General features: G+C 35.1%; 21 protein-coding genes. 5 read left to right on the top strand and 16 right to left on the bottom strand.

Annotation, left to right across the window (positions count from 1 at the left end; all coding sequences use genetic code 11):
- Positions 1–149: 149 nt before the first annotated feature.
- The 3 genes from ABE048_RS09285 to ABE048_RS09275 all read right to left on the bottom strand — a co-directional run bounded on the left by ABE048_RS09285 (position 150) and on the right by ABE048_RS09275 (position 2,663).
- The gene (locus ABE048_RS09285; RefSeq protein ID WP_430310832.1) at positions 150–710 is read right to left on the bottom strand and encodes a DUF5366 family protein; all 561 of its coding nucleotides are present in this window, start codon (positions 708–710) and stop codon (positions 150–152) included.
- 205 nt (positions 711–915) lie between these two features.
- On the bottom strand, positions 916–1,092 hold the full coding sequence (locus tag ABE048_RS09280) for a hypothetical protein (RefSeq protein ID WP_430310830.1): 177 nt from the start codon (positions 1,090–1,092) through the stop codon (positions 916–918).
- Between the two features lie 59 nt (positions 1,093–1,151).
- Positions 1,152–2,663 carry a leucyl aminopeptidase gene (locus tag ABE048_RS09275; protein WP_430310829.1) on the bottom strand — a complete coding sequence of 504 codons (1,512 nt, stop codon included), beginning with the start codon at positions 2,661–2,663 and terminating at the stop codon, positions 1,152–1,154.
- Between the two features lie 152 nt (positions 2,664–2,815).
- Between ABE048_RS09275 and ABE048_RS09270 the strand changes: the two genes are divergently transcribed.
- Positions 2,816–3,289 carry a divergent PAP2 family protein gene (locus ABE048_RS09270; RefSeq protein WP_430310835.1) on the top strand — a complete coding sequence of 158 codons (474 nt, stop codon included), beginning with the start codon at positions 2,816–2,818 and terminating at the stop codon, positions 3,287–3,289.
- Positions 3,290–3,412: 123 nt separating this feature from the next.
- On the opposite strand, the gene ABE048_RS09265 is transcribed toward ABE048_RS09270, so the two are convergent.
- The 4 genes from ABE048_RS09265 to ABE048_RS09250 form a co-directional block, all read right to left on the bottom strand.
- Positions 3,413–3,742: a YuiB family protein gene (locus ABE048_RS09265; RefSeq protein WP_430310828.1), complete on the bottom strand. Its 330-nt coding sequence runs from the start codon at positions 3,740–3,742 to the stop codon at positions 3,413–3,415.
- A 100-nt stretch (positions 3,743–3,842) separates the two neighbouring features.
- Positions 3,843–4,334 (bottom strand): NUDIX domain-containing protein, encoded by a 492-nt coding sequence (locus tag ABE048_RS09260; RefSeq protein ID WP_430310827.1) that lies wholly within the window; start codon positions 4,332–4,334, stop codon positions 3,843–3,845.
- Positions 4,335–4,403: 69 nt separating this feature from the next.
- Positions 4,404–5,624 carry an NAD(P)/FAD-dependent oxidoreductase gene (locus tag ABE048_RS09255; protein ID WP_430310826.1) on the bottom strand — a complete coding sequence of 407 codons (1,221 nt, stop codon included), beginning with the start codon at positions 5,622–5,624 and terminating at the stop codon, positions 4,404–4,406.
- Between the two features lie 273 nt (positions 5,625–5,897).
- A complete protein-coding gene (locus ABE048_RS09250; protein ID WP_430310825.1) occupies positions 5,898–6,260 on the bottom strand; it encodes a HesB/IscA family protein in 363 nt (120 codons plus the stop codon).
- Between the two features lie 142 nt (positions 6,261–6,402).
- Here ABE048_RS09250 and ABE048_RS09245 point away from each other — a divergent pair, with 142 nt between their 5' ends.
- On the top strand, positions 6,403–7,092 hold the full coding sequence (locus tag ABE048_RS09245; RefSeq protein ID WP_430310824.1) for a DUF2225 domain-containing protein: 690 nt from the start codon (positions 6,403–6,405) through the stop codon (positions 7,090–7,092).
- 91 nt (positions 7,093–7,183) lie between these two features.
- Here ABE048_RS09245 and ABE048_RS09240 read toward each other — a convergent pair whose 3' ends face one another.
- Entirely contained in the window at positions 7,184–7,426 is a 243-nt protein-coding gene (locus ABE048_RS09240) for a NifU family protein (protein WP_430310823.1), read from the bottom strand.
- An 80-nt stretch (positions 7,427–7,506) separates the two neighbouring features.
- Here ABE048_RS09240 and ABE048_RS09235 point away from each other — a divergent pair, with 80 nt between their 5' ends.
- Positions 7,507–7,836, top strand: coding sequence for a YuzD family protein (locus ABE048_RS09235; RefSeq protein ID WP_430310822.1), 330 nt, complete (start codon positions 7,507–7,509; stop codon positions 7,834–7,836).
- A gap of 195 nt (positions 7,837–8,031) precedes the next feature.
- On the opposite strand, the gene ABE048_RS09230 is transcribed toward ABE048_RS09235, so the two are convergent.
- Positions 8,032–9,096 carry an NAD(P)/FAD-dependent oxidoreductase gene (locus ABE048_RS09230; protein WP_430310820.1) on the bottom strand — a complete coding sequence of 355 codons (1,065 nt, stop codon included), beginning with the start codon at positions 9,094–9,096 and terminating at the stop codon, positions 8,032–8,034.
- Between the two features lie 178 nt (positions 9,097–9,274).
- Between ABE048_RS09230 and ABE048_RS09225 the strand changes: the two genes are divergently transcribed.
- Positions 9,275–9,511, top strand: a complete 237-nt coding sequence (locus ABE048_RS09225; protein ID WP_430310818.1) for a YuzB family protein — start codon at positions 9,275–9,277, stop codon at positions 9,509–9,511.
- A gap of 266 nt (positions 9,512–9,777) precedes the next feature.
- Here the strand turns inward: ABE048_RS09225 and ABE048_RS09220 are convergent, their stop codons facing one another.
- Both ABE048_RS09220 and ABE048_RS09215 read right to left on the bottom strand, forming a co-directional pair.
- Positions 9,778–10,542: a TIGR01457 family HAD-type hydrolase gene (locus ABE048_RS09220; RefSeq protein WP_430310817.1), complete on the bottom strand. Its 765-nt coding sequence runs from the start codon at positions 10,540–10,542 to the stop codon at positions 9,778–9,780.
- Positions 10,542–10,991 carry a DUF86 domain-containing protein gene (locus tag ABE048_RS09215; RefSeq protein WP_430310816.1) on the bottom strand — a complete coding sequence of 150 codons (450 nt, stop codon included), beginning with the start codon at positions 10,989–10,991 and terminating at the stop codon, positions 10,542–10,544. Before ABE048_RS09215 ends, ABE048_RS09220 begins: the two co-directional genes overlap by 1 nt.
- A gap of 88 nt (positions 10,992–11,079) precedes the next feature.
- On the opposite strand from ABE048_RS09215, the gene ABE048_RS09210 reads away from it, so the two are divergent.
- On the top strand, positions 11,080–11,346 hold the full coding sequence (locus ABE048_RS09210; protein WP_430310815.1) for a DUF3055 domain-containing protein: 267 nt from the start codon (positions 11,080–11,082) through the stop codon (positions 11,344–11,346).
- Between the two features lie 222 nt (positions 11,347–11,568).
- Here ABE048_RS09210 and ABE048_RS09205 read toward each other — a convergent pair whose 3' ends face one another.
- The 5 genes from ABE048_RS09205 to ABE048_RS09185 form a co-directional block, all read right to left on the bottom strand.
- Positions 11,569–12,003 carry a YutD family protein gene (locus ABE048_RS09205; protein ID WP_430310814.1) on the bottom strand — a complete coding sequence of 145 codons (435 nt, stop codon included), beginning with the start codon at positions 12,001–12,003 and terminating at the stop codon, positions 11,569–11,571.
- Positions 12,004–12,031: 28 nt separating this feature from the next.
- Positions 12,032–12,949 carry a lipoyl synthase gene (lipA, locus tag ABE048_RS09200; protein ID WP_430310813.1) on the bottom strand — a complete coding sequence of 306 codons (918 nt, stop codon included), beginning with the start codon at positions 12,947–12,949 and terminating at the stop codon, positions 12,032–12,034.
- A 107-nt stretch (positions 12,950–13,056) separates the two neighbouring features.
- The gene (gene yunB, locus ABE048_RS09195; RefSeq protein ID WP_430310834.1) at positions 13,057–13,860 is read right to left on the bottom strand and encodes a sporulation protein YunB; all 804 of its coding nucleotides are present in this window, start codon (positions 13,858–13,860) and stop codon (positions 13,057–13,059) included.
- Between the two features lie 50 nt (positions 13,861–13,910).
- On the bottom strand, positions 13,911–15,014 hold the full coding sequence (locus ABE048_RS09190) for an HD-GYP domain-containing protein (RefSeq protein ID WP_430310812.1): 1,104 nt from the start codon (positions 15,012–15,014) through the stop codon (positions 13,911–13,913).
- Between the two features lie 45 nt (positions 15,015–15,059).
- Positions 15,060–16,436, bottom strand: a complete 1,377-nt coding sequence (locus ABE048_RS09185) for a bifunctional metallophosphatase/5'-nucleotidase (RefSeq protein WP_430310810.1) — start codon at positions 16,434–16,436, stop codon at positions 15,060–15,062.

Here is a 16,436-nt window from a genome sequence, read left to right as displayed (position 1 = left end):
CGTTTTCCCACAGGAGTCTTCGCTAATTCCACTTCAACTAAGTTAGCGACACAAAATTTTCATCCTAAAATCCAGCTTTTTTACTTTTTCAGTACCACTTGAGTGAAGCCTTTTTACTAACTGTGTAACTGGCGTATTCAACTTTAAAGTTATGAAAAAGGTAAGCTCGAGACAATCCCGTTATAAAGTTTAAATATTACGTAGATGATTAATGTTAAAAAGACAAACCATATTACGATTTCAAAAAGCATAACTCCCACCGTAGCGCCAAATGTCATATAATTACTTAATTTATATATAACATAAACAAAATATACAAAGGTTGTAGCCATAAAAATAACTAAAAGAACCCAAAATGATTGAATACCAACTGCTGAAGCCAAAGCACCAAAGAAAAAGATAACATTCCCACCACGCGCTTCATGTACTGTTTTTCCGTCAATATCTTTTGAGAAAAAAAGCATGGCCAATTCATGAATCGTTTCCCCTATTAGTTTTAACGCTGAGAATATCATAAAATAACATAATGCAAAAACTACTAATAAAAAGATTCGCATTTGTATGTCAGATAGAAATTCTCGCATTCCTGAATAAACGCCAATAGATTTGAATAATACGATGGATTCTGTCACCGTGAATACTCCGAATGTTAAACTAAACAAAATAATCGTAATTAATGGCAAATATCCGTAGACATATGGATTTTTCATTACTAGAATTCCTCATTTTTTTATTATTTTTCCCATTACAATAATATCCAAAAACTACTCCCTCTTTCAAGAGCAATTGTGGAATATACGACGGCGAATTAAGAAGAACAAATGTGTTGGATATTTTGATCCCCTCTCCCTTTTACTTAGAACTTAAATAAAAAGCTTCTACCTACAAAGCCTGAGTAGGTAAAAGCTTTTTTCATTACCAATAAGGTCTATATGGTGGATAGTATGGTGGACAACATGGTGGATAGTAATATGGCGGATATGGTGGATAATTTGGACGGATTGATGATCCGACTAGTCCTCCTAAAAAGCCGCCAAAGAATGGTCCTCCTATTGTCCACAAACCGCCACCAAAAGGAAAGTGTCTGAACATTTTCTTCCTCCTCTCTGTTCTATCATATGTAGAGGTTAGGAGAAAGACTAGGACGCAGCCTATTTAATATCTTCTTGTGTCATACGTTCAACAAATGTAGCAAGTGTACGTACCATTACACCAGTACCACCTTTTGGCCCTAAATCATATGCACTCATTGCATCCGAAGTACCTGCAATATCTAAGTGAATCCAAGGTGTGTCTCCAACAAATTCACCGATAAATCCACCACCAAAGATCATATGACCATCACTACCTGGAGAGTTGTTTAAATCGGCTACATCACTTTTTCGAATACGTTTTTTATCATTTTCTGTTAAAGGTAATTGCCAAACAAATTCACCAGTTTCAACAGAAGCTTCTAAAAATGATTCAAAGAACGCTTTGTTATTTGTTAAAGCACCTGTCTTATCATAGCCAAGCGCTGTAATAACGCCACCTGTTAATGTTGCTAAGTCAATTAAATAATTGGCGCCTTGTTGTTTAGCATAAGCAATAGCATCTGCAAGTACTAATCGACCCTCTGCATCCGTATTAAGAATTTCCACTGTTTTACCGCTAAATGTTGTAATTACGTCATCCGGTTTAAAAGCGTCGCCAGAAATCATATTGTCAGTTGAACCGATTACGCCGATCACGTTTTTGTTAGGTCGTAATTCACCGATGATGCGCATTGCACCTAGAACGGTAGCTGCTCCGCCCATATCACCTTTCATACCAACTAGACCAGACTTAGATTTAATGGAATAACCACCTGTATCAAATGTTACACCTTTTCCGACGAATCCTATCACATCTTCCCACTTATCTGTTGCTTGGTATTTTAATGTAATCATACGAGGTTCCTCTTTTGAACCTTTATTTACTGCGAGGATAGCACCCATTCCTAGTTCTTCGAGCTGTGCTTTATCTAGAATTTCAATTTCAAAATTATATTGTTTAGCTAGCTCTAGAGCATAGTCAGCTAACTTGGTAGATGTTAGCATATTCCCTGGTTTATTGATCAATGAACGTGCTTCATTTACTGCAGTCGCGTAAATTTCCCCTACTTCAAAACCAGCTACAAGCTCATCAATATTAGCATTTGAGATAAAGCTTACTTGTTCCAATGATACATCTACTGCATTCGATGTGGTTTTGTAGTTTTCTACTGTATAAGCCCCCAGACGAATGCCTTCAGCTGCAATAATCACCGCATCTGATGATGGGATATCATCTGTTTCAAATGAATCTACCCAAAGTGCAATTGATGATGTTTTAAGCTTTCTAAGCGTTTTTCCTGTTAAACCAAATGCTTCACGTAAAGTATCAGGAGTTAACGATTTACGATTACCTAATCCAACAAATACAATTCTTTTTATCTTTGCCTTCGATGAAAAAAAAGGGATTTTTGTTATTGCTTTTACATCAGTTTGGATATCTCCATCCTTCATCCATTGTTCTATTGGTTGACCGAAGAAATCGACGAACTGATTCCAATTCGTTACATTATTTTGATTTTTTGAAACACCTACAACTAGAACATCTGCATTTGCAGACTCAAAATTTTGAAGTTCTTTACTGATCAACATCCTCTTACCTCTTTCCAACTTTATTTTATTATTATAACAAATTAATTCAATATACGAAATGTTCTAAAAGCGGATAAACTTAAAGGATGAACGTTGATTGTTTCTTATGTTATATTAAATTTAACAAGGAAGGCTGAAAGGTGCTGATTCTAATGGAACTTTTACACAACACCCCTTTAATTGCTGCATTACTCGGTATTTTGATAGCACAATTTGTTAAAATTCCGATTCACTTTATCGCTACAAAAGAAATTGATTGGGGACTTTTTACTTCAACTGGTGGTATGCCAAGCTCTCATTCAGCAGCCGTTTCAGCTTTAACAACGGCCATTGCCCTTGAATCTGGTCTATCCTCACCTCTTTTTGCCATTTCAGCAATATTTTCAGTAGTTGTAATGTTCGATGCATCCGGAATTCGATATCAAGCTGGTCAGCAGGCCATCATTATCAATCAAATGCGTAAAGACTTTCACACATTTATCGTAAAAGCTAAGGCTTTGCCTGATAAAAATGGTGAAGAGAAAATTGAAGATTTAAAAACGCTACTTGGCCACCGCCCTATCGAGGTATTTTTTGGTTGCTTAACCGGGATTGTTTTATCTATGATTATTTATACTTTTAAGTAAAACTAAAGTGCCAACATTATATTTAAATGTAGGCTGTTCGTTCAGACCCGAAAACCTACTAACAACAATCAATTAGATATCACCTAAGTAAAAAGCAGCGAGCCAATTATAGCTCGCTGCTTTTTAAAACATTTGATAACCCATTTTACGTAAAATCTTCATTACAATCCCTGCGATAATTGATCCTACCAATCCACTAGCAAGAATAAGAATATCCGCAGGTTGTAATGATACCAGCTTATGTCCTAAAGCAGGGAATGCTGTTCCTGCTTTGAAGAAATAATCTAGGAAACTAACATCATCTACTATGAAAATCACGACAATTGGATAAAGAATTGCCATGAACCATGTAGAACGAAGTAACATATTCAATAAGAATCCAATTCCAAAGAACATAACTAAGAAAATTAGCATGGATAGGATTAATTGGATAATAGAAAATCCACCTGTCATATGTTTGAAACCTCCATATTCTCTCACATAAGTGTAACTGATTGAGGCAACGCTTTCAATGACTAGGTATGATTTTCTATTCTTTGTCAAAATTTATCATTTAAAAGAATAATTTATACTCTGTATAGCCAAATATATTATCACTTTCAATCTCTTCTATCGTTGCCGGTCTTGTTTTTAAAGGTAAATCTACTAATTCTAATAGTAGCATAGAAGTACGTTGATCTTCTTTCAACGCTTGAGGTGTCATCCATTTTGCTTCATATAATTCATCTAATTGTACTTTAATCTGTTGTTCTTGTGTATTCGCTGTTAAGTAAAAAATCGCCATATTATCACTAATATCATTTCTTAAAACGCCAGTCCGTATGCCTAGTAAACCTTGCATGGAAGCTTTAATCCCTGTTTCTTCTAGTAATTCACGATGACAAGCTTGGTCAATGGTTTCTCCTGGTTCAACAAAGCCAGCTGGCAAAGACCACATACCCTCCAGTCCTCCATAGCGCTTCATCACGACAAGCCATTCTCCACATTCATTTTCTACTAAGCCTGCTACTCCTAGCCAAATTCTAGTACGATCCTTGCTGTCCAATCGCTTCCCTCCTTAAAATTACAGAGCTCTCTCTAAAGTCACGTTAACAGAGAGAGTATGAATGGTTCATTATTTAAAAAGATTTAACTTGCCTTTTTTCCAAACTAAACTTGTGCCACCAATAAAATATAAGGCACGATTATCGATTATCTTTTTCATAATTGATGCGGATTTACCAGTAAATTCTTTACCGAATACATTGCCTATCGCATCTGAATTACCTAATGAGCATATAGATCCTTTTAGATTAGGTACAAACGTTTTTGTTTCTTCTCCTTTTACCATTGCAACTAAGTTTTCTGCAACAGTAATTGCTTGTTGCATTGCAATTTGAGCAGTTGTTGGGTATGGGCGTTCAGTTTCTTTGTTCATCAAGAACGCACAATCTCCTACCATAAAAATATCTGGATAACCTGGAACACGTAAATCGTCCTCAACAGCTACTCTTGCACGTTTTGATGGTAAATCAGATTCTTCTACTATACGAGAACCACGGACACCAGCTGCCCATACAACTGTACTAGCTTTTATGAACTCAAATTCATTTGGACCCTTTTTAATCTTGACACCTTCTTCTGTAGCTTGCACAACAGGCGTACCTACTGAAAACTCAATTCCTTTCTTAGTAAGTGCCTTAATCGCATAGTTTACAAGCTTAGGTGAATACATGGGTAAAACCGCTGGAGCTGCTTCTACACAAATAACACGTACCTTTTCTTTTGGTACATCGTATTCTTTGCATAACTCTGGAATTTTATTTGCTAGCTCTCCTAAAAATTCGATGCCTGTAAATCCTGCACCACCAACAACAATTGTCAGTAACGAATCATCTTTTTCTGAAACTTCTTGGGATGCCCATTCAGCAAATTGTGTATTAATGTGATCACGAATTTTTCGTGCATCGTTTACATTCGTAATACCAAATGCAAATTTATCCAAGCCTTCGATACCAAATGTTTCTCCCTCAAAACCAAGACCTACAACTAGATAGTCATATGTTAATTCGCCTATATTTGTAACTACCCTTTTATTTTTAATATCAATTTTTTCAACAGCCTCTTGTACAAAATGTACTTTCTTATTTAGTACATCTTTAATTTCATAGCGTACGCGTTCAGGCTTTAATGTGCCTGCAGATGCTTCATGTAGCCAAGTGGATTCATAATGGTAAGAGTTTTTGTTGACAAGCGTAATTTCAGCTTCATCATAACCTAATTTTTTCTGTAAATTGACGGCTGTAGTTAAACCACCATATCCAGCACCCAAAATCAATATATTCGGTCTTTTCATGAAAACCCAACCACCTTCTTATAAAAAATAATCTTTCATGTATCTTTAACAAAAAACAATATGTATCATTTATTCTTAATTGTCTATCAAATAATCTATATATCAGCAATATTATCTTAATACTATACTATCTGTTTTATAGCTTTAATTCAAACTATTCTTTGATTTGCATTTATTCATTCTCGAAAAAAAAAATCTCCTTTGTAATGTCAATCAATTGACTTAACAAAGGAGATTTTAATGATTTTCATCTCAATTTAGTTTCCAAACAGATTAGCATTCTTCTGGTGTACCAGTGACTTTCGCTGTTCTAAATGAAGAGCCACACCCACATGAAGCAATTGCATTTGGATTGTCGATGGTGAAGCCGCCACCCATTAATGATTGTTTAAAATCAATTTTAGTTCCTTGTAGAATTGGGGCATCCTCACGGGATACAAGAATTCGTAAACCATGTTCTTCAAAAACCTCGTCATTGTCTTGCTTTTCTTTTTCGAAGCCCATTGCATAAGAAAGACCACTACAACCGCCACCTTTTACAGATACGCGTAGATATGAACCCTCTTCCTCATTGTTTCGCATCATTTCTTGGATATGAAACGCTGCAGCCTCTGTAATATCAACTACTTGTGTCATCCGTGTCACCTCTTTCCTATATTTATCATATCAATTTTCTGTTGCTGAGTAAAATATCAAATGCTCACAAAAATATCAAATTTATTTCAATATTTATATGATATAATTCTCCTATCTAAGAGTTAAAAGTGAGGCTAATGATATGGAACTTTCTCCTTATTACGAAAAACATATTGATTGCATTCATTGTAAAAAGAAGTTTACTTCTATAAAAGTACGAACGAACTTTGTGAAAGTAAAGGAAACTGAAAGTGACTTCCATCCAATATACGAGAATGATGTAAATCCTTTACTATATAATGTATTCGTTTGTGAACACTGTGGCTTTTCATTTACTGAAGATTTTACAAAGTATTTTGCACCAGGAGTAAAAGAAGTAATTGATGAGAATATTACGTCACATTGGATTCCTCATAATTATTCAGGAGAACGATCAATTTCCGATGCCTTACAAGCATATAAACTAGCGCTTGTTTGCGGAGATATAAAAAAAGAAAAACATATCACACTAGCTGGACTTGCACTTCGTACAGCATGGCTATATCGTTTAATGGTCAATGAAGAACAGGAAAAACGGTTCATGAAAATTTCCCGTGATCAATATATTGATGCATATTCTGCTGAAGACTACGCTGGTACATCAATGAGTGAAATACGTGTTATCTATTTAATCGCTGAACTGTCTCGACGAATTGATGATCGTGAACAAGCAATTCGATACTTCTCTCGTGTTATTGAAAAACAACGCTCTTCAAATGAAGCAAAAATAATTGAAATGGCAAAAGACCAATGGCAACAAATGCGAGATGAAAAAGAAGAAGTGGTAAATTAAGCAATAATTGCTTAGAACCTAAAAAAAAATAAAAAATAGGCTGTCCAGAATGAGTGGTTTTCACCTAAATGATGGACAGCCTTATATTATATTAAAAAACTTGTTCTACTTCTACAACACCTGGAACTTCTTCTAGAAGTGCACGTTCAATCCCCGCTTTTAAAGTGATTGTTGAACTTGGGCAACTACCACATGCGCCTAATAAACGTAGCTTCACAACACCATCTTCTATATCTACTAGTTGGCAATCTCCTCCATCACGAAGAAGAAATGGGCGTAATTTATCTAAAACTTCTTGTACTTGTGATTGCATATCTGAAACATGTTCTGTCATTGCTATCGACTCCTTTCTCTAAAATTATTATAATGTCTATAAGAGAAAAAATCCATTATAGAAATGCGAGGTTAATTGTTATGGCAAATGAATCAATTGCAATTGAAATCTACGGAGCTAGCGTACAATGCGCAAGTTGCGTGAATGCACCATCCTCAAAAGATACTTATGAATGGCTACAAGCTGCAATCGATCGTAAGTACCCAAATACACCTTACACTATCACTTACATCGATATTGAGCAACCAATTGAGAATGAACGCCATGCTACTTGGGCACAACGCGTTAAAGATGATGAATTCTTTTATCCTCTAGTACTAATTAATGACAAAGTAATTGGAGAGGGTTACATACAATTAAAGCCTGTATTTCAAGCACTTGAACATCATGGCTTTCAAGCACTTGAATAAAGGAAATTTCATTCAAGATGAGATGAAGTTCTCACTGTATTTATTCAGATTAAACACGGAAAACTGCCTTGCATCCTATAATTCGCAAGGTAGTTTTTTTATTGTTAAATATAGGTGGTTGATTGCTCCCCCATTGAAATATTTATTTATAAAAAAAGCCAGAAACACTATTATATCAGCGTTTCTGACTTCGAATTATCCATTGTGACGTTTATACATCCATAGTAAACCTGATTTCATCAAACGAGCTATACGACCTGTTACTGTCTTATCAGCTAGATATACAAAACCTTGTTTTTTACCAAGAGCACCCATAAAGCCTTTTAGTTTTATCTCTGGCATTTTTTCTGGTAGTGATTGATTGCTCCAGCGCAATTTTAATACTTTTACAATATGTTCTGCTTGTTCTTCTGCTAATTGAGCACTAGGTCCAAATTGTGAAGCTGCACAATCACCAACCACGTAGACATGTTCATCGTTTGGTACATTCATATATTGAGTCACTGCAACTCGACCACGATCTAATTCAAGACCAGTATCACGTACAACTTTTACTGGTTGAATACCTGCTGTCCACACAACTGCATCTACTTCAATTTTTTCTTCATGATTGTAAATAACTTTATCTTCTATTTTTGTAATATTGGATTCTGCGATTACTTCGACGTCATGATTATCGAACCATTTTTTCACGTATTTACTTAGACGTTCTGGGAAGTCTTTTAAAATACGTGGGCCACGGTCAAATAATTTAATTTTAAGATCTGCACGACTTTCACGTAATTCACTTGCTAATTCGATACCACTTAATCCAGCGCCAACAATTCCGACAGTTGAGCCTGATGGAAGTCCTGCTAATGTATTGTAGGTGATACGAGATTGCGCCATTGTTTGGATGCTGTAAGTTAATTCATCAGCTCCTGGTACTTTATGATAATTATCTTCACAGCCAAGACCAATAACTAAATCATCATATTCAACCTTTGTATCATTATCGAGAAGTACTACTTTATTTTCTAAATCGATTCGTTCAATTTCTCCATATACAGCTGAAAGTCTTTCGTGTTCAGGGAATGTAACACGGATATCTTTTTCAGGTGTTGTTCCTGCAGCCAATGCATAGAATTCAGTTTTTAAACTATGGAATGGTGCACGATCCACTAGAGTAATTTGTACATCTTCAGGTAAATTGTTTGGTAATAAGCGGAGTAATACGCGCATATTGCCGTAGCCGCCACCTAATAATACTAATCGTTTCATAATAATCTCCCTTATTAACAATTTCGTCACATTTAATCTGTCCTTAACGAGTATAGCTGATTGTGATTAGTTTCACAATATGTTTGTGATAAGTTTCACAAATAAAAGTAGAATTTAAGTAGAAAAATTGACGAATAAAAAAAATAATAGTAGCATTCGAAGGGTGAGGTGACGTGTGATGAATCCACTTGTTGAATTTTGCGTCAGCAATTTGGCTAACGGCTCCCAAGAAACATTTGAAGTGCTAGAAAAAGATCCAAATATAGATGTACTAGAATATGGCTGTTTAAGCTATTGTACTCGATGTTCTGACACTTTATACGCACTTGTTAATGGTGAAATGGTTGAAGCTGATACGAGTGATGAATTAACCAAAAAAATTTATCAATTCATTGAAGAAAATCCTTTATTTTAAGGAAAAAGCTCTATGCTAAATGTCAGGGAAGAATTTGAAATATCTCCACTAACACTTATTGTGGGGTCTCGACAACCGTTTTTTCGGCAGGAATCGAGGAAGTCATCTACTTGCCACTAAATTGTGTGAATACCCCTACAAATAGTATAGACTAGAAAAAAGGGACCTAATCAAGTCTGTTTATGACTTATTAGGTCCCTTTATTTATAGATTACTATTTTTAGTTTATCTAGCTATATGTGCAAACTGCTCTTACTTTTTGGCTTTTATCTAATCAATTCCAGCAATGTTTCAACTGTATATGTTGCAGGTTGTTCTTTTCCTTTGACGGCTTCTGTACGCGTAACGCCTGTATTTACATGTATTGTATCGATACCATAATTGATTCCTGCAAGGATATCCGTATCGTAGTTATCGCCAATCATGACCATTTCTTCTTTTTGCAAATTGAATTCCTGACGAATAATCTCTAACATATGAGGAGCTGGCTTACCTACATATATAGGTGCCACATCCGTTACATTATGAATCAATTCAGCAAGAGCACCGTTACCAGGTGCAAATCCAGATTCACTCGGGAATTTAATGTCACCATTCGTTGCAACAAATTTAGCACCTTTTTGAATGTCATAACATGCATCTGCTAGCATTTGATACGTCAACTCAGTGTTCATCCCTTGGACCAATACATCTGGGTCTTCAGTTACGATTTCCATGCCTTCATCGAGAATTGCTTGTTTAAGCCCTTCTCCGCCTAGTACTTTTACTGTTTTATTTGGAAAATTATTTGCAATATACTTTGCAGTTGCCATTGCAGAAGTCATGATATGATCAACTTTTGCTTCAATTCCCATTTTATGCAGCTTTTTTTGTAATTGAACACCCGTCATTTTCGCATTATTCGTTGCAAAAAATGGTTCAATCCCTTGGTGTTGCAAGTATTCGATAAATTCTTTCGCTTCTAAAATAGGATCTAAGCCTTTATACACAGTACCATCCAGATCAAAACAATATGCTTTATAATTTTTCATTATTGTTCCTCAGGGATAAATGCAGATACTGGTCCTAACTCATTGATTAAATAATCATTGACACGTGGAGCAAACTCTTTAATTGCATCTAAATTGGCTGTTAAAACTTGAACCAATTCTTCATCATTCACTTCTAAAATATCACGAACTAGACCACGTCGAAGTCCGATTAATGCTTTTAATGGTAGGTCCATTTCAGGTGTAATCACTTTTTCATCCACTAAAATATCGATGATATCTTCATAACTTCCCGGATCTCGCATGATAAATCCATCAATCATTGAGTTACCAACATCAATAATTGCTTCAATTAATACATTTGCGATACGTTCAACAGCCAATTTATGTACATCATCAATCAGCCATTGATCTTTTTGTTCAAACATATTAATAAGAGAATCCATATATTCAAGGTTATTTGAAATTTTTTTTCGATCAACAAAATACACTGTACTTCCTCCAGTCGAATAGTAAAGGTTGATAGTTTGTTCTCTTCTATAGTACCATAATTTTAGTATCGGAAGGGGCTACGAAGAAATGGAAAGATTTTTCTTATATGATGATATAGAAGAAAACAAGACGAGATTCGTCAGTTTTATGGGTGAAAACCAACGTTATGATTTAGCTATTTTACAAAGCGTTCGTTTCTATGGCAAAGTACTTGTATTAGATATGCAACTCAATCGTTTTGCCATTTTAGGATCTGATGATTTAGATGAACCTGGCTATTTAGAAGAAGTCTATAATCGGCCTGCGGAAGAAGCACAGGAAATTCGCGAATATTTATATGAATTAATTGGTTAAAATCATCAAGATTCGGTGACTAACGAATCCACTCAGCTTTTTCTAAAGGCTATATTAATACCATTTAGCATTTACTATCTAAGCAAATGGTTTACGCTAGATATTACAACATACTCTTTAACAGAGCCCATGAATGTTTAGGTATGGCATCAAAATATCAAGTATATCTATGTCGGAGGTAGTCACCTCCTTTTTATTTACAGAAAAAAACATCGAGAGAGCTTAACATTGCTCCTGCTCGATGTTTTTTTGTTGTTCTACTTCTTCGATCAATGTTGGACCTTCTAATTGCTTTGTTTCTGAAAGCTCCTGAGAAAAAAGATCTTCACTTTCTGTTACTATTTCCTCAACTTCTTCTTCTAATGTTTCTACTGTTTTTGGCATTTTCCCAATTTTCTTTAGTACAAAATAAGCACACCCAAAATTACAATACTCATATATATAATCCTGTAGTGTACTAATTCTTGTATCGAATGAAGCTTTTTGATTTTTGTCCTCATAAAATCCCTTTAAACGAAGCTGACCATAACCCCAATCACCTACGATATAATCATACTTCGATAATATATCGCTAAAACGTTCGTTAAAGTCCTCTTGTTTAAATCCATCTTTAACTTCATCTATTAGTTCATACATGAACTGTTCTGCAATAATCATTTTATCACCATCCATTTGTTATTGGTGATTACGCATTTTCGCCTAGTGCTTGTTTTTTCTTTGTTGCTGCATTTACTTGTTCATCGGCATGGTAACTACTACGTACTAGTGGACCTGCTTCACAATGCTTGAATCCTTTAGACATCGCAATTGTACGAAGCTTACCAAATTCTAATGGTGAATAGTATTTCTTCACTGGTAAATGTTTTTTCGTCGGTTGTAGGTATTGACCGATTGTCATAATATCTACGTTATTTGCGCGTAAGTCATCCATTACTTCAATAATTTCTTCTTCCGTTTCACCAAGTCCTATCATCAATGATGATTTCGTTGGAATTTCTGGTTGCATTTCTTTTGCAAGACGTAAAAATTCTAAAGAACGTTCATATGTTGCACGAGCACGAACTCTTGGTGATAAACGACGTACTGTCTCTATATTATGATTTAAAATATCAGGTTTTGCGTCCATTAGAGTTTGTAAGTTTTCTCTTACTCCACCCATATCGGAAGGTAAAACTTCAATCGATGTAAATGGATTTTTGCGACGAATAGCGCGAACTGTTTCAGCTAGTACACCAGCACCACCGTCTTTTAAATCGTCACGTGCTACTACAGTAATAACAACATGTTTTAAATTCATAAGTTGTACTGAATCGGCTACGCGTTCAGGTTCTGCTAGATCAAGTTCGTTTGGAAGACCTGTTTTCACTGCGCAAAAGCGGCATGCACGCGTACAAACATCACCCAAAATCATAAAAGTAGCTGTACGACGTTCACCCCAGCATTCGTGAATGTTCGGACACTTTGCTTCCTCACAAACCGTATGTAAATTTTTTTCTCGCATCAGTTTTTTTAAGCCTTTATATTCTTCGTTGGTATTTAGTTTAATTTTAAGCCAATCAGGTTTTCTAATATATTCTTCTTTTGTTGGTTTACATGATGTCACGATTAGTCAGCTCCCATCAACTAGACAAGTTATTAATTCTATTACTGTTGTCAATTTAACATATTCAAGGTTTTCTCACAACCTTATAATCCTTTTAACTCTAATAACTACTGATCGTTTACTGATGGTGGTGGAGATGTTGTTGATGATGAAGGCGGTGCTGTTGGTAATGGTACTTCAATCGACGGTTGTGTTGAGGAACGATCTTTTGAATAAATATAAGGAACATTTCCTTTTAGAAAACTGATAGCTACAGGAATCTTTTGTTCAACTGTTACTGATTTACTTGCAAAAGGAACGATAATTTGTACGTTAACCGTCGTTCGCACACTAATCTGTACATATGCATTATTAATACCAAATTCGACAATTTCTCTTTCCTGATTCACTTGTACACTTCCAATAACATGAAAACGAATAGGAATTTTAGGACCTAAATTCCCTAGCAATGGCATACCTGTCGCTAGACCAATCGGTACATAAAAAACGATTCCTCCATCTTCCTCCATTGCATTCGTATCATACTCGATCTCTTCAAATTTGGGTAAATGGTCTAAATTACCCTTTTCTGCTTCTTCTAAATGTGATTGAACTAAAGTTTGCGTTTCGGACATTATTCGGTTAATTACTTCCGCATTTAATTTAGTATCGACCATACCTTGATTTTTTTCGCCATCACTTTCGATCACTTCATTACTTTCTAAAACATTGTACGTTCTTGAACTTATCGCTTTACTTATAACATATGAAGCGATTTTGTTTGTCTCCACTTCAGCATATTGCATAAAAGTAGGCATTAGTTGGATATTGATGTAATAAAAAAGTAATACAATACATCCAACTATACTAACTAATACAACCGGTAGTATTCGCGGCCGTTTTCTAGTGAACAACTGTTTTCTTCTTTTCATTAGTCGCAAAAAGATACCTCCTAATCATTATTATGTTTAGGAGGTCGCCATTATTCGACTTGCTCTAGATATTCAACTTCGACTTTTTCAACTGAAAGATCTAATTGTTCAGCAAGTAATATTTCATATGTAGCCTTTAGCACTTCTCCATTTTCTTGAAAAATCCGTACCCATGGCCGTTCTATATGTTCTCTATTTTGTTTACAAACAATCCCTCTACGCCCGTCTGAAAGTAATAGGCATGTTCCATTCGGATAATATGTTACACAGCGCCTAAAAGCATTTACAACCTTCTCATCGTATAATGTTCCACTACCCTCTTTAATGATTTCCATACCATGCGATGGAAGCATTTTTTTACGATATACTCGAGTCGATGTAACAGCATCAAATACATCTGCTACGGCAATAATCTTCGCATATGGATGAATTTCAAAATCAAGCAACCCTCTTGGATAACCACTACCATCTAATCGTTCATGATGTTGAAAAGCACAATGTGCAGATAGCAGTGAAATTGTATGTAAGTTTCGCAGTAAATCAAAACCATATTTTGTATGCATTTTCATGATTTCATATTCTTCATTCGTAAATCGCTCAGGTTTTTTTAGAATTTCTTGTGGAATCATTATTTTTCCTACATCATGCAATATAGCTCCAATACCTATTTGTCGGATTTCTACGGCATTATAATGCATCTCTTTCGCGATTGCAATTGCGTATACTGCAACTTGTAAAGAATGATGGTAGATATAATTATCATACAGAAAAGCATCGGTTAATACGGTTAAGATTTCTTTACTTTTGATAATATTGTCTAGCAAATCATCAATGATGGCAGCAAAATGTTTTGATTGTTGATCCAGACAATAGGTAACATCCTTCCCTTTTAGTTTTTTTAACTCGTTAAAAGATGATGTTATATGATTTACTGCGTGTTGACGTAATTCTCTAGGAATAGCTTCTTTAATTTCGATACCTGTTGAAATTTTATCATCAATATAAACATATTGAATATTTAACTGTTGTAATCGCTGGATACTATGGTCTGATATATTTACACCTTTTTGCAGCAATGGTCTTCCAGCTTCATTCCAAATTGTTCTACCTATAACCATGCCTGTTTGCAAAACTTTTGTTGATATCAACCGCATGCCTTTTTCCCCACTCATCTTAAGAATCAAAATGCCTATTCAAATTTATTTATTTTTGCTTTTATTATCGATTTGTCCATATGAAATCAGAATATCACGTAAAAATTGTGGTAACAAGTACGTTTTTGGTAAATTTTTAAATTGGGGGAAGAAATAACCGAAAGTAAACATATCTAATGTCACTAACTTGTAAACCTTATAATCACTACCTTTTTTACCATTTACAATCAGTTCTCCTTCTGAATTAAGGGAACAACCATATGTCAAAATTTTGCCAAGAACTACACCTCTAAAACCTAACCCTTTCAATTCGGTTCTAGGCCAATCTATAGAATGTTGTGCAGTTTCTAAAGCTTCCTTCAACTCTTTACCGGTCAATTTAATCACACAAGCATTAATTGGGTGTGGTAAGCATTGATGTACATCAAATGCAGTAACCTTGCCTTTTGGTAAATCTCTCAAAAAAATCCCAGCATTGAACAACGCACAATCCGCTTTTGAAAATTGCAATAGACCTTTTGCAAAGAATCGGGATAATGCAGAATGATGATACCATTCTTTGTTTAAATAATGCTCTGCATCAAAAACTGGATGATTTAATTGTGCTTTTCCTTCTTCAATAAGCGAACTGTCAAAATAATCTTCATCGATAACAGCTGGCAATTCAGAAGTTCTATAAAGTTCCGTCTTTTTCTCAACAATACTCTTAGAATTTACATCAAAATGAATTTCTGTATGCCCAACGAAATAGCCAAATTTCCCTCCACCTGTTAATAATGTATTGCCTACTAGCTTACCTTCATGTAACACATGATGCGTATGAGAGCCAAAAATCACGTCGATTTCCGGACATAACACCGCTAACTCTTCATCCATTTGAATACCTAAATGGGACATGCATAAAAGAATATCAACTAATGGATGAATTTCGGTTGCGATTTCTTGCAATACTGGTAATGGATCTTCAATTGTCCAACCTAGTGGTTCATAATATGTTCGATATTCCGCTGTAGCGGCAATAACTCCTATTTTCGTCCCTTGAGCCGTTTTATAAATTCGAAATGGTTTCGCCCAATCAGGAATTTTATTTTCTGATTTTAAATTTCCTACAATGACATCAAATTTGGCGTTACTATACAACTCATTTAAATCAGCTTTTGATAATGTAATTCCTTCGTTATTACCAATAGTGACTGCATCATATAGCCCATCATTTAACATTTGTATATTCCCTTTACCGACTGTTGCTTCTGTATAAATATGTGAACGGTCAATAAAATCGCCAATATCGAAAATATAACAACTATCTCCTACTTCTTCATGCCACTTTTTTCGTTCTTTTAATAATTTTTGAATTCTTGGCCAGTAACTGAAATGGCTATGCAGATCATTTGTATGATATAAATGAATTGTTTCTAACAT

It is taken from the genome of Rummeliibacillus pycnus (genome assembly GCF_050459865.1).
GTDB classification, from domain to species: Bacteria; Bacillota; Bacilli; order Bacillales_A; family Planococcaceae; genus Rummeliibacillus; species Rummeliibacillus pycnus_B.
The sequence above is the reverse complement of the archived record's forward strand: the minus strand, read 5'-3'. Positions and strand labels throughout refer to the sequence as shown.

Coding starts and splice junctions, on each gene's coding strand:
- ABE048_RS09210 (WP_430310815.1), top strand. CDS start 11,080: ATGGAAAGATTTTTCTTATATGATGATATAGAAGAAAACAAGACGAGA.
- ABE048_RS09275 (WP_430310829.1), bottom strand. CDS start 2,663: ATGTTGATCAGTAAAGAACTTCAAAATTTTGAGTCTGCAAATGCAGAT.
- ABE048_RS09205 (WP_430310814.1), bottom strand. CDS start 12,003: ATGATTATTGCAGAACAGTTCATGTATGAACTAATAGATGAAGTTAAA.
- ABE048_RS09255 (WP_430310826.1), bottom strand. CDS start 5,624: ATGAAAAGACCGAATATATTGATTTTGGGTGCTGGATATGGTGGTTTA.
- ABE048_RS09235 (WP_430310822.1), top strand. CDS start 7,507: ATGGCAAATGAATCAATTGCAATTGAAATCTACGGAGCTAGCGTACAA.
- ABE048_RS09285 (WP_430310832.1), bottom strand. CDS start 710: ATGAAAAATCCATATGTCTACGGATATTTGCCATTAATTACGATTATT.
- ABE048_RS09185 (WP_430310810.1), bottom strand. CDS start 16,436: ATGTTAGAAACAATTCATTTATATCATACAAATGATCTGCATAGCCAT.
- ABE048_RS09240 (WP_430310823.1), bottom strand. CDS start 7,426: ATGACAGAACATGTTTCAGATATGCAATCACAAGTACAAGAAGTTTTA.
- ABE048_RS09190 (WP_430310812.1), bottom strand. CDS start 15,014: ATGCGGTTGATATCAACAAAAGTTTTGCAAACAGGCATGGTTATAGGT.
- ABE048_RS09220 (WP_430310817.1), bottom strand. CDS start 10,542: ATGAAAAATTATAAAGCATATTGTTTTGATCTGGATGGTACTGTGTAT.
- ABE048_RS09265 (WP_430310828.1), bottom strand. CDS start 3,742: ATGACAGGTGGATTTTCTATTATCCAATTAATCCTATCCATGCTAATT.
- ABE048_RS09250 (WP_430310825.1), bottom strand. CDS start 6,260: ATGACACAAGTAGTTGATATTACAGAGGCTGCAGCGTTTCATATCCAA.
- ABE048_RS09270 (WP_430310835.1), top strand. CDS start 2,816: ATGGAACTTTTACACAACACCCCTTTAATTGCTGCATTACTCGGTATT.
- ABE048_RS09280 (WP_430310830.1), bottom strand. CDS start 1,092: ATGTTCAGACACTTTCCTTTTGGTGGCGGTTTGTGGACAATAGGAGGA.
- ABE048_RS09230 (WP_430310820.1), bottom strand. CDS start 9,096: ATGAAACGATTAGTATTATTAGGTGGCGGCTACGGCAATATGCGCGTA.
- yunB (WP_430310834.1), bottom strand. CDS start 13,860: ATGAAAAGAAGAAAACAGTTGTTCACTAGAAAACGGCCGCGAATACTA.
- ABE048_RS09225 (WP_430310818.1), top strand. CDS start 9,275: ATGAATCCACTTGTTGAATTTTGCGTCAGCAATTTGGCTAACGGCTCC.
- ABE048_RS09245 (WP_430310824.1), top strand. CDS start 6,403: ATGGAACTTTCTCCTTATTACGAAAAACATATTGATTGCATTCATTGT.